Here is a 13,977-nt window from a genome sequence, read left to right on the forward strand (position 1 = left end):
TATAAGTTATGAGTTATGTGTTATGAGTTCAGGTTTTTTAGAATAGAGCAATTAACCAATTAATTTCTCTTTCATTTTCATTAAACGATACTTTCGAATAAATCGTGCTTGTTCTTTTGTAACCATTAAAGGAGTTTTTGCTGATTTTGCTTTCCAAAAACCGCTTAGATAGTCGATAAATAGGAGGGGCTTCTTTTTCATCATTGCCAGTTTTGCTGATGCAATTGCAGTAATGATAAAACCGTAGCCTAAAGTGTAAAACGCTTCCCCTTGTTTGTAACGAGCCGTTTTACTATAATTAGCGCCAGTAGGTTTTAAATGTTTTACATGTAAAGTAGCATCAGTGACTACTTTCCAATTATAGAATTTACAAAGTAATTCATCAACCGTATCCCAACCCATTTGTGCTTTTAGTCCACCTATTTGTTTGAATGTTTCTTTTCTGTATGCTTTTAACGCACCACGAATATGATCTTTATCTGTTAAATTTTCTAGAATCCATTCTCCATTTTTCTCAATATAACAAAAGCCTCCAGCCATACCAATAGTGGAGTCTGATTGAAAATGCTTGACAATTGTTTCAAAATAATTATTTGGAAAAATTAGATCGGCATCCGCTTTCATCATAATATCATACTGATCATCTAGTGATTCTAAACCAGCGTTGAATGCTTGGATAACTTTGCTTCCTGGTAAATGAATTGCGCTTGACTCTTTGTTGACTAATGTGATAAACGGATGTTCTTTGGCGAAAGCCAAAACAATCTCTGCCGTTTTATCAGTTGAGTTATCATTAACAATCACTACTTTTTTTGGCAATAGTGTTTGAGAAATCAAGGATTCCAATGTTAAAGTAATAAGAGCCTCTTCGTTGTGTGCGGGAATAACTACGTAGTAATTCATTATTTTATCTTTTCGGCATAAACAATATAATACCTATTAGTGAAATAGCGCAATAAAGGGCGGATTCCAAGTTTCTTTACTGGATTAGTCCATTTTTGTCTGTCGATGATTTTCCAGCCTGTTTTTTCTAATAACCAATCGAGTTGCCAATCTTCAAATTCGTGGTAATGTCTGTCCCACATATCCGTTTTACTTTGGTATGCTGGAGAAAACCACAATCGCATTGGGATCGAAATAAAAAGTTTGTCTGATTTTATTTCACTTAAAATGGTAAACGGATTCAATAAATGTTCGAAGATTTCAAATGCAGTAACTACATCTTGTTTTTCTTTTGAAAATATAGATTGATCAAGATCTAAATCTTCACCAGTAGTGTTTCTTACAGTATAGCCATCTTGTTTCATGATTTTTGAAAAAGGATTTTCAACGCCTAAATCTAGAATGCTTTCTGTAGTTGAAATGTGTTTGTTTAAAAATTCTAAAGTATGTTTGAATCTTTTATTAGGAAACGTTTTTTCGTACATTTTTGTTATAGTTTATCCAAAGTGCAAATGTACAAAGATATATTTCTTCTATTGCAGATTTCAACTCAGTTTGTTTCATGTTGAATCATTTATAAATAGAAAGGCCACTATTATATGAGAATAGTGGCCTTTTATAAATATGTTTCGAAATATTAATATCTATAAATAAAGGCATTTACATTCATTCCAGCTCCAACAGAAGCAAAAAGAAGAATATCTCCTTTATTGATTTTTTGATCTTTTATTTCACCTCTAATTAATAAGTCAAATAAAGTAGGCACAGTAGCTACACTACTATTTCCTAATTCATGAATACTCATAGGCATTATGTCTTGGGGTACTGGTCTGTCATGAAGTTTGTAAAAACGTTGTATGATCGCTTCGTCCATTTTTTCATTGGCTTGATGAATAAGAATTTTCTTTACATCATCAATTCCAAGACCACTTTTATCCAAACAGCTTTTCATTGCAGCTGGAACAGTAGTTAGGGCAAATTCATAAATCTTACGACCATGCATTTTTATGTATCGCGTGTCAGGATCTAGTTCCGTATTGTAGGATGGTCCAAAAAATAAATAATTAGCTTCGTCCATAGCATAAGTTCCACTTTCATAAGAAAGTAATCCAGTTTCATCGTCTGAAGCTTCTATTATCGAGGCACCAGCACCATCCGAATAGATCATCGAATCTCTATCATGGTCGTCTACAACTCTAGATAATGTTTCAGACCCGATAACTAAACAACGTTTGGCCATGCCAGATTTAATAAAAGCATTAGCTTGTAATACGCCTTCAATCCATCCAGGACATCCAAAAAGAATATCGTAGGCGACACATTTAGGGTTTTTTATTTGTAATTTATTTTTCACTCGTGTTGCTAAACTAGGTAACATATCCGATTGAGATGTGCCACTTTTTACATCACCAAAATTGTGTGCGAAAATAATATAATCAATCGTTTCTGGGTCTATTCCTGCATTAGTTATCGCTTTTTGAGAAGCAAAGAAGGCAAGATCTGATGAGGTATACTGATCTTCGGCATATCGTCTATGCTCAATTCCTGTAATCCCTTTAAATTTATTAATTATAATTTCATTTGGTTTCCCAAATGGTGTTCCGTCTTCATTTAAAAAAATATGATTACCAAAATCGGTATTGCTTACTTTCTTTTCAGGAATATAACTTCCTATTCCAGTTATTTTTATTTTCATGGTTTTATTTTTCCAAAAATTTAGGCTAATTTAAAGATAAAAAAATAATTACAGCTATATTATTTACTATGCACGCATATAATTATAGGATATTAATTATTTGGCTAATTTACTGATGATTTTTTAATAAATATCCGAAAACGATGTAGTTTTTACAATGCTATTTGTGATTTTCCGATTAGAATTTTTTTTCAGGAGTTTTTTTCTAATTAAATGTTTCTAAAATAAGTAGTTGTAAAAGGAATAAAAAAAATGCCTCGAAATTTGACTGTCTCCAAAAAAGTTAGACATTATTTGGGAATAGGAAACATGAAATATGCTTTTATTTCGCAACAATGCAGCTACAAAAAAAATACAAAATGGATGTTTTTATTGCTATGAAGGAGCAGTTTTATGGCTAAATCTCTTTGGATGGATTGCAGTTGGATTGCTATTTTATTTTTTATAATAGTAAAAGGAGTACTGTGTGTGAGTTTAGATTTTAAAAGATAAAAATGGTTGCCTTTCCATTTTTTGCATGTATCTGCAACATATGTTTTATACCGTGCTTCAAATATTCTATTAATAAAATAGCTTTAAAACTATATTTACAACTAGTTATTTATTAATGTGTTGATAAAAAAATAGGGTGTCTTCTCCTTAATAATTTTAGTTCTTTTTCCTTTAGTATCTAAAATTGAATGTATAATATGGTAGTACATTATTAAAGAGATGGTCTTATTATGATAGCGCTAAACAAGTACTTCGTTGATTAGTCCTTTACCTACGTCGCATCAGGTGTTTTTTTTTGCATTTAATAAACAACATTAAAATCTTAAACTTATATAATTATAAAAATAATGAGGAAACCAACTTACGTAGCGTTATTCTTTTCGCTTACTATTTCATTTTTTGGTCACGCACAATCTAAAAAATATTTAGATAAAAGTAAAACAATAGAAGAACGCATTTCTTTGTTAATAAAAGAAATGACGCTGGAGGAGAAAGTAGGACAAATGAATCAATATAATGGCTCATGGGATTTTACAGGACCAAAACCAGAGGTTGGCTCGGAAGAAGAAAAGTACAACCATTTAAAGAAAGGCTGGGTTGGTTCGATGCTTAGTGTACGTGGAGTGAAAGAAGTTCGCGCAGTACAGAAAATTGCCGTAGAAGAGTCGCGCCTAGGTATTCCGTTGATTTTTGGGTTTGACGTCATTCATGGATACAAAACAATTAGCCCAATTCCGCTTGCTGAAGCTGCTAGTTGGGACTTAGAAGCTATTAAAAAATCAGCTGCTGTCGCCGCAGACGAAGCTTCGGCATCTGGTTTAAATTGGACATTTGGTCCTAATGTCGATGTTTCAAATGAAGCCCGATGGGGTAGAGTAATGGAAGGAGCAGGTGAAGACCCATATTTAGGAAGTAAGATCGCCGAAGCTAGAGTAAAAGGTTTTCAAGGTGAAAAATTAGATGCGCCTAATACCATTGCCGCCTGTGCTAAACATTTTGCAGGATACGGTTTTGTTGAAGCAGGTAAAGAGTATAATGGAGTAGATATGAGCAATTCTAAATTATACAATACGGTTTTACCTCCTTTTGAAGCAGCAGTTAAAGCGGGTGTGCGTACTTTTATGAATTCATTTAATACCTTGAATGGAATTCCTGCAACAGGAAATAGTTTTTTACAAAGAGATATATTAAAGGGAAATTGGAAGTTCAGTGGGTTTGTGGTTTCTGATTGGGCTTCAATAGGCGAAATGATTACTCATGGGTATGCTAAAGATGGTGCCGATGCATCAGCTAAGGCAGCTATTGCAGGATCAGATATGGATATGGAGTCACATCTGTATGTAAAAGAATTAGTAGGATTAGTAAAAAAGGGTACTGTAAAAGAAAGTGTAGTTGATGATGCAGTTCGCCGTATACTTCGAGTAAAATTTGAGTTGGGTCTGTTTGATGATCCCTATAAATATTGTGATGAATTCCGTGAAAAAGCAACAATAGGGAACAAAGCAAACAATGATGCGGTACTAGACATGGCCAAGAAATCGATTGTTTTATTAAAAAATGAAGGAAGTCTATTGCCATTAAAAAAATCTGGATTAAAAATTGCGATAATAGGAGCCTTGGCTAATGATAAAAATAGTCCGTTAGGAAGTTGGAGAATTGCTGCCGATGATGATACTGCTGTTTCTGTTTTAGAGGGAATGCAACAGTACAAAAACAATAAATTAGTGTATGAAAAAGGAACCGATGTGTCGGTCGGAAAACAACTCTTTGTACAGGAAGTGCAAATAAATTCAACTGATTTCTCTGGATTTGAAGCGGCCAAAAAAGCAGCAATAGAGTCAGATGTAGTGGTTATGGTTCTTGGAGAAGTTGGTTTTCAAAGCGGGGAAGGTCGCAGTAGGACTGAGCTGGGTTTGCCAGGGAATCAGCAACAATTACTAGAAGAGATTTACAAAGTAAATAAGAAAGTAGTTTTGGTTTTAAATAATGGGCGTCCTTTAGCATTGCCTTGGGCTTCGGCTACTATTCCTGCTATTGTTGAGGCATGGCAGTTAGGTACACAAACTGGAAATGCGGTAGCTCAAGTGTTGTATGGGGATTATAATCCAAGTGGTAAATTGCCTATGTCGTTTCCTAGAAATGTAGGGCAATGTCCTATTTATTACAATAGTTATTCAACGGGAAGACCTATAGATAAAGATAGTAATGTTTTTTGGTCACATTATATTGATGTCGAAAAAACACCTTTATATCCTTTTGGTTTTGGATTAAGTTATACTAATTTTAAGTATGCCAATCTAAAAATTAGTAACACAACTCCTAAAAAAGGGGAGCAAGTAAAAGTTTCAGTTGAAGTGTCAAATATGGGACAATATGATGGTAAAGAGGTAGTGCAATTGTATGTAAATGATGCCGTGGCAAGTATAGCGCGACCAGTAAAAGAATTAAAAGGGTTTGAATTGATAGTGTTAAATAAGGGGGAAACAAAAACAATTGAGTTTAATTTGACCGATAAAGAATTAGGGTTTTATAATAATGCAGGAGAATTTTTAGTTGAAAGTGGTTTGTTTAATATCATGGTTGGTGGAAATTCGATTGAAGGATTGAGTTCGAGCTTTGAATTGAAGTAGTCTGTTCAAGGAATCGGCTCAAAGCCATTTCTATTTAAGGATTAGATTGTATTATGCAGTGTTTTTTGTGCCATCTGCTGTTGTAATACACTAAGATATCCTTGGATGGAAATGGTTTTTTTGGGTGTTATTTTTTTTAAAAGAAGGTATAATGGGGTAGTGATTTAGTATAAAAAAAGCAGTCATTGCCAGGCAATAGCAGAACAGTGTTTTGAAATTGTTTTTAAATAATGAATAATAAATGAGTTGCGGTAGGCAACATTAAAACTTACAATTTATATTTGAAATATATTAGGATTAATAACTATACTATAATGGCAATACATAAATTACAATGGCAGTTATTCTTTTGGTTAGTGTTTTCGAATGTTTTGTTTGCTCAAAATAAATTCGAAAACTACCAGTTTAGAATAATTAAAGAAGGAACTTCAAAACGTGCAGTGTCTTCAATAGTCCAAGATAATTATGGATTTACGTGGATTGGTACAAATGGAGCAGGTTTGTATCGTTACGACGGAGTGAACTATATAGGCTATGAATACAATCTAAAAAAATCAGGATCTGTAAATAGTAATGTTATTTATGCAACTTATGTTGATGACAAAAATAATCTCTGGATAGGTACAGATGAGGGGTTGTGTTTGTACAATCGGGATAGTGATCAATTTACTAAAATTAAGATTGAAGATGTTGTTGCCAAAGGGTATGCCGAGCCTATAACTGTAAAATGTATCATTCAAGATAATCAAGGTAATTTGATACTGGGAACCTATGGTTACGGTTTAATACTGTTGAACAAAAAAACATTAAAAGCCAAAAAAATAGAATCGAGGCTTATTAATTTGAAGGACTTTCAAATTAAAGATTTTGCTAAAAATAAAAAAGGGGTTGTCTTTTTTGGATCAAATTTCGGAATGTTCTATTTCGATTCAAACTATCAAATTAAGCCAATTTTTAAAGATAAGTTCAAGAAAATACCGGTAACAGAATCGATTGAATCAATGGTAGTTGATAAAAATGATTTCATATGGATAGGAACAACATCGGATGGTTTATTTAAAATAAAAATTGACAATGATACGTATCAATTTCAAAATTTTCCAATCACAAAACACAAGGTACTTTCGATTATAAAAAACAGTCAAAATATTATTGTTTGTGGAACTGAGAATGATGGGTTAATAACTGTAGATAATTCAGGCGCGATTATTAAAAAGTATTTGCATAGTAAATATGATAATTATAGTTTAAAATCAAATTCCGTCTGGTCTTTATATGAGGATAAGGAAAGCCGCATTTGGATAGGGTACTACAATAAAGGAGTGGGCGTATTTGATAAGCCTAACACTAAGTTTAATACGGTTGAGTCGTTATTAAATAATGATAATTCCTTACAAACTAGCTCGGTTACCGCTGTCGCAAAAGATAAATTGGGGAATTTATTAATAAGTACAGAAGGAGGAGGAATTGATGTTTTTGATCCAGAAAAAAAGAGTTTTGTTCATGTAAACAGCATTAATCAAAGTTATTATGCAGGATTAACGGCTAATGATATTCAGACTATTTTTATAGATAGCAAACAAAATATTTGGCTTGGGAGTTGGAATCAGGGGATTTTTTTCCTGAAGTTTGGTACAAAGAAATTTGTAAATTACAGTACATCGAATACAAAAGGATTACTATCGAATCGCATATTTAGCTTTACAGAGGATTCCAAGGGAAGAATCTGGATCGGTTCATTTGTCAAAGGGTTGCACTATTTTGATTCTGTTCAAAATAAATTTTTTCATTGCAATTTTGAAAACGTATTTAAAGACGACGCTAGTCTAGCCTATGTTCGAAAAGTTTTTGTGGATTCTGATGATGTTTTGTGGGTGGGAACTATCCTAGGATTGTATCAAGTAAAAATAAACGATGGAGGTTCGTATACTGTCATTTCGATGAAAAATCAAATGATTAAAAACTTCAAAAAACACAACAGTATTCAAACTATTTTATCGATTTACGAGTCAAACGACAAGACCATTTGGATAGGTACTGATGGAGGTGGCTTGTTTAGCTATGACAAAAAGAAAAGGCAGTTCTTTAATTATAATGATTTTCCTGATTTTAAGGAAAAATCGATTCGCTCCATCGTAACTGATGCTAATGATTGTTTGTGGGTTAGTGGTGGATTAGGTCTCTCAAAACTTGATTTTAAAAATAAAACGAGTGTTAATTTTACTATGGATGATGGGTTATTAGTAAATGAATTCAACAACAATGCTGTATTTAAAGATGGCTACGGCATGTTGTATTTTGGGAGCTATGAGGGACTGATTTATTTCAATCCCAATCAAATAAAGAAAACCCAAAAAGAGCCGTCGTTATATTTTAGCGACTTTAAGTTATTCAATAAATCAGTGGTTCCTGGTGCCGAATCCTCACCATTAAAAAAAGTAATATACCAGACAAAATCCTTAACACTCGATCATTCACAATCAGTATTCACCATCGAATATGTAGGGATAAATTACAATTATCCAGGTAAAAATGAATACGCTTATTATTTAGAAGGTTTTGAAAAAGACTGGAACTATGTGGGCAATAATAGAACAGCAACATATACTAATCTTGAGGCTGGAGAATATACTTTTAAAGTAAAAGCGGCAAATAAAGCGGGCATATGGAGTTCCAAGCCTGTAATGCTGCATATTCGTGTTTTACCACCTTGGTGGAGATCGTATTTGGCCTATTTTTTATACATCGGGCTTCTTGTTTTTGTGTTATTGTATTTAAATGGAATTTATCAGAACAAATTTAAGGCAAAACAAGCTATTGTTTTGGAAAGAGAAAAAGCAATTCAGTTAGAGAAATTAAATAATAAAAAATTACAGTTTTTCACTAATATTTCACATGAATTTAGAACACCACTTACCCTAATAATAAACCCATTAGAAGATATTCTTAAAAATAAAAATGAAGACATATCTAAGGAAGTTTTTGACAAGCTCAAAACAATTCATAAGAGTTCAGATCGACTTTCAAGGTTAATTAATGAGTTAATGGACTTTAATAAGTTACAGTTTAATAAAATCATTTTACAGGTCAAGAAAATCGAAGTAATCAGTTTCACAAAAGAAATCATTAGCTATTTTGATGAAGAAGCACGAAATAGAAAAATCAAAATTATTTTCGAATCGCCATTAGAAAAACTTAATGATTGGCTAGATCCTAAAATGTTAGAGAAAATTATTTTTAATATTATTTCGAATGCCTTTAAATTTACTCCTGACAACGGTCTAATAACTGTTGCCATTGAAAAAGTCGAAAAGGCACTTTTAATTGATGGAAATGTAGTGCCAAGTTTTTCGATAGTTGTTACAGACACTGGAGCAGGTATTGCTAAGAAGGATTTAAAAAGAATTTTTGATCGCTTTTATCAAGTTAATAATTTGAATAAAGTGTACTACGGTAGCACGGGAATAGGACTAGAAGTTGTTAAAGAATTTGTAGAACTCCATCAAGGAATAATAGAGGTGGATAGCAAGCAGGACGAAGGAACAAAATTTACCGTAACGTTCCCAATTGGCAAACATTTTTATGATCAAGCAGAGGTAAGCAACGAAGCATTTCATTTAGATTCCATAAAAAGCAAGAATTTTATAGCGCCCGAAGGTGTTGAATTCCAAACTGCCGAGACACCCGAAGGAGACAAAGCTTTTACTGTTTTAATTGTCGAAGATAATTCAGGGCTTCGTAATTACTTAAAACAAGAATTGAGAAAACAATACAAAGTGATTGTGGCCGAAAACGGAAAAAAAGGATATGATTTAGCTCTACAGAAGTTGCCGGATTTAATTATTACGGATGTGATAATGCCTGTTATGGATGGATTGGAATTGTGTAAAAACATCAAGGGAAACTTGAAAACTAGTCACATACCGTTATTAATGCTTTCTGCAAAAGCGATGGTGAAAGACAGGCTAGAAGGTATCGATTCTGGTGCTGATATTTATTTAAGTAAGCCCTTTGATTTAGATATTTTAAAGTCGAGTTTGGCTCAATTGATCTCTAGTAGACAAATTATGTTTAATAAATTTTATACAGGGATAACGAATCAAGGAAAAGAGCATACAACCACATTGGACAATGAATTTATCCAAAAAACATTAAGTTATATTAATGAAAACATTAGTGACTCGCAATTGAGTGTTGAGCTTCTATCTTCTAAAGTATTTTTAAGTAGGAGTCAATTGTATCGAAAAATTAAAGCATTAACAGGTGTTACTGTAAGTGAGTTTATTCGAAATGTACGACTTGAAAAAGCACGAGTATTGATTGAACAAGGGAATAATAACATGAACGAAATTAGCTTTAAAGTAGGGTTTACGTCCCCGTCCTATTTTGCGAAGTGTTATAAAAATAAGTACGGCCACCTGCCTAGACAAGGAATGGGTAATAAAGACTAAATACTTTATATAAATCAGATTGTTAAGTTTGATTAAAATCGAATGGGTAAAAAGTAATTTTTATCCATTCGATTTTTTGTTTATGATAAAAATATAAATATCGAATATAATGTATAGGGAATTTTTTTTAAACCTTCATTAACTTGATTTATTGTTTTATAAGCAAAATGAGATAAGAAAATTTTTTTACTGAAACAAAAATAATGGTTTTGATTGCTACTCTATTTCGTTTTTAAAGAAGGTTTATATTGAGTCAATTCTCCTGTTTTTACTTAGATTATTTTGCACTATCTATTTTTATAAACGTTATTTTTTAATATAAGATTAAAAAACAGCACTGTTTTTTATCATAAAAACACATTGCAAAGCGTAATCATAGAATCTTAAAATCCATTGTTTGCTGGTTTTAGCGCATTTGTGCATCAAATATCTTATAAGATGCAACATCTGTTTTATGATACCGCTCCCTGTCCCTCTATTTTAGATAAGAAAATTTCAGCATAATCATCTCGCTATAAATTACCATTTGTAATGAAATAGCCAGATAGGTTTTTGATGCAGTTTTTAACTAACCAATTTAAAATATTAATCAATTCCAAACCAACAATTTTTATGAAGAAAAGAACATTAAAAAGGCTATTGTTACTAATTATGTTTATGTCGGGAAGTCATTTCTTTGCACAAACGGTTAAAGGTAAAGTTACATCAGGAGGTCTACCACTCCCAGGTGTTAGTGTCATAGTCGAAGGGACAAAAAAGGGTACAAGTACAGATTTTGAAGGTGCGTTTGTTTTAAATAATGTATCGGCTAAATCAAAGCTAACTTTTAGCTATATCGGTTTTAAAACAACTACTCAAACTGCAGTAAACAATATGCAGATTGTTATGATTGAAGATTCTCAAAATCTTAATGAGGTTGTGGTAGTAGGTTATGGTACTTCAAAAAGGAAAGACATTACTGGAGCAATTTCATCTGTAAAAGCCTCAGAACTGCAAGATAAACCATTTACTTCTATTGATCAAGCCCTTATAGGAAAAGCGGCTGGTGTCAATGTAACTCAAAATTCAGGAACACCTGGAGGAGGGATTTCAGTTCAAATTAGAGGGATAACTTCAATCAATGGAAACGAACCTTTGTATGTGATTGATGGAACTCCGATTTTTGCGGATAAGAATAATGATTCATTTTCATTTAGCGCGTTAGGAGGAGGAAATGGGCAAACGAAAAACTCGGCATTATCAAGTTTGAATATTTCGGATATTGAGTCAATCGATATTCTAAAAGATGCATCGGCAACTGCCATTTATGGTGCAAATGGTGCCAATGGAGTTGTGTTGATTACCACAAAAAGCGGTAAAAAAGGGAAATCAATCGTGAGTTATGAAACCTATGTAGGTATGCAACAAGCAACCAAATTTGTATCTGTTTTGGATTTGCCTCAATACGCAAAATACCAAGCAAAAGTATATCAATTAAATGGAGAAGCTGTTCCGTTTCAATACCAAAGCCCAGATTTATTAGGGAAGGGAACAAACTGGCAGGATGAACTTTTTAGAAATGCTACGATTTACAATCATCAACTTTCAGTTTCTGGTGAAAAGGATGGGACAAGATATTATACTTCTTTGAATTATTTTGATCAAGAAGGGATTGTATTGAATTCTGATTTCAATAGATTATCCTTGCGTTTGAATGTGGATTCCAAAGTGAAATCTTGGTTAAAAATAGGAAATAATATGTCATTAAGTAAATCAACCCAAAGGGTGGTAAGAAATGATGACAGAGGAGGACTGGTAATGAATACTTTGAGACAATCACCAGAGTTACCTGTTCGATATGCTGATGGTTCTTTTGCAGGTCCTACAGGCAATTTAGGGTCATCTGCCAATGAGGCAAGCAACCCAATCGCATTAGCTGAATTTAATAACGCAACCACACAACGCTATAAAATTAACGGAAACTTGTTTTCAGACATTAATCTAGTAAAGGGTTTGGTTTTTAGATCAGAATTGGGTTACGACTTGAATTTTGGTAAAAATAGTTCGTTTGCACCGAGCTATACTTTAGGAAATGTTACGGAACTTTTGAATAGATCCTACAAACAACAAGATCAAAGTTTTTATTGGAATGTAAAAAATTATTTTACCTACAATAAATCGATCAATGAAAAACACAATTTTACAGTATTACTTGGACAAGAATCCCAAGAAAGTAGATACGAATATTTAAGTGGTTTTAGATCGGGTCAATTTTTAACTAGCAATTTTAATAACCTGGATATTGGGGATATTGATACCGCTCTAAATGGGAACGGATCGGGGAGATGGTCTATGAGTTCTTATATTTCTAGATTTAATTATGGGTTTTCGGACAAGTATTCTTTCTCAGCTTCTTTAAGAGCCGATGCTTCTTCCAATTTTGGACCAAATAATAAATGGGGGTATTTTCCTGCGTTTTCTGGAGCATGGACAGTAAGTAATGAAGATTTCTTGGCTAATAATAAATACATCAATTATTTAAAATTGAGAGCTGGTTATGGTGCTGTAGGAAATCAAAATATTCCAGCTAATAGATACCAAACCATTTTGTCTTTAATCGCCTCGCCTTTTGGAGGTACTTCCCCTACGATTGACAATTTGGGAAATCCTGATATTAAATGGGAATCACTTAAGTCATTAAACTTGGGTATTGAGGTTGGGATTTTTAATGATGCAGTAAAACTGGATGTTGATTATTACATCAAAACCTCATCAAACTTCTTGACCAAACAAATCAATGATGAATCGAACCAAAGTGCACAAAATTTTTATTTAAATACAGGTGAGATTAAAACCAAAGGAATCGATATTTCGATCAATACTAGAAATTTTTCTACACCTAATTTTAAATGGGATACTTCTATTATATTTTCAAAGTATAATAATGAGTTGACTCGTTTTCAAGGGGTTGGTAAATCATTGTTGGGAAAAGTACAATTTGACTTATATACCATTAGCAGAACTACAGAAGGACAACCAGTAGGTCAATTTTATGGATATGTCACAGATGGACTTTATAAAAACGCAGCCGAACTAGCAGCAGGGCCAATTCAAGAAACTGGTACAGCGGTAGGTGATATTCGTTTTAAAGATTTGAATCAAGATGGGAAAATTGACTCTAAAGATCAAGCACCTATAGGTAGTGCAATTCCTGATTTTACGTATGCTGTGACCAATAATTTTAAATATAAAAACTTTAATTTATCAATAGTGCTTCAAGGAAGTCAAGGAAACGAAATTTACAATTTTACACGTCATTATACCGATGGAATCTATCCAGGATTTGGAGATAGATATTCTAATGTGAGTACAAGGGTATTAAATGCGTTTGAAGTAGGTGTAAATGAAAACACAAATGAACCAAGAATTACTTTTACTGATCCAAATGGAAATGGTAGAATTTCGGATCGTTTTGTTGAAGATGGATCGTATTTGAGAATTCAAAATATTTCTTTGGGATATGACTTGCCAGTTAAGGTATTAGCCAGTTCGTTCTTCACAAAAGCTAAAGTATATGTAAATGTTCAAAATTTGCACACGTTTACAAAGTACTCAGGATTTGATCCAGCACTAGGTAATTTAGATCAAAATGTAACTTTAAGTGGTATTGATTTAGGAAGATATCCTGTGCCTAGAACTACATCTATAGGGGTGAATTTAGAATTTTAATTTTTAATTAAGGATAGCTATTTCATTTTTAGCTAGCTCAAAAAGAGAGTAAGACACT

General features: G+C 32.8%; 6 protein-coding genes. 3 read left to right on the forward strand and 3 right to left on the reverse strand.

Going from position 1 to position 13,977, the window contains the following annotated elements:
* Window positions 1–51 precede the first annotated feature (51 nt).
* The 3 genes from AB3G33_RS06435 to AB3G33_RS06445 all read right to left on the reverse strand — a co-directional run bounded on the left by AB3G33_RS06435 (window position 52) and on the right by AB3G33_RS06445 (window position 2,638).
* Window positions 52–903: a glycosyltransferase family 2 protein gene (locus AB3G33_RS06435; RefSeq protein WP_367757136.1), complete on the reverse strand. Its 852-nt coding sequence runs from the start codon at window positions 901–903 to the stop codon at window positions 52–54.
* Complete coding sequence (locus AB3G33_RS06440; RefSeq protein WP_367773498.1) at window positions 903–1,427, reverse strand: methyltransferase; 525 nt, start codon at window positions 1,425–1,427, stop codon at window positions 903–905. The genes AB3G33_RS06435 and AB3G33_RS06440 overlap by 1 nt, the downstream gene beginning before the upstream one ends.
* A gap of 152 nt (window positions 1,428–1,579) precedes the next feature.
* Window positions 1,580–2,638 (reverse strand): 3-oxoacyl-ACP synthase III family protein, encoded by a 1,059-nt coding sequence (locus AB3G33_RS06445; RefSeq protein ID WP_367773500.1) that lies wholly within the window; start codon window positions 2,636–2,638, stop codon window positions 1,580–1,582.
* 839 nt (window positions 2,639–3,477) lie between these two features.
* Here AB3G33_RS06445 and bglX point away from each other — a divergent pair.
* The 3 genes from bglX (at window position 3,478) to AB3G33_RS06460 (ending at window position 13,919) form a co-directional block, all read left to right on the forward strand.
* Window positions 3,478–5,760 (forward strand): beta-glucosidase BglX, encoded by a 2,283-nt coding sequence (bglX, locus tag AB3G33_RS06450; protein ID WP_367773502.1) that lies wholly within the window; start codon window positions 3,478–3,480, stop codon window positions 5,758–5,760.
* A gap of 314 nt (window positions 5,761–6,074) precedes the next feature.
* Window positions 6,075–10,211, forward strand: coding sequence for a two-component regulator propeller domain-containing protein (locus AB3G33_RS06455; RefSeq protein ID WP_367773503.1), 4,137 nt, complete (start codon window positions 6,075–6,077; stop codon window positions 10,209–10,211).
* A 612-nt stretch (window positions 10,212–10,823) separates the two neighbouring features.
* On the forward strand, window positions 10,824–13,919 hold the full coding sequence (locus AB3G33_RS06460) for a SusC/RagA family TonB-linked outer membrane protein (RefSeq protein ID WP_367773505.1): 3,096 nt from the start codon (window positions 10,824–10,826) through the stop codon (window positions 13,917–13,919).
* Window positions 13,920–13,977: the final 58 nt, after the last annotated feature.

Origin of the sequence: Flavobacterium sp. WC2421, from assembly GCF_040822115.1 — a bacterium.
Classification (GTDB): Bacteria; Bacteroidota; Bacteroidia; order Flavobacteriales; family Flavobacteriaceae; genus Flavobacterium.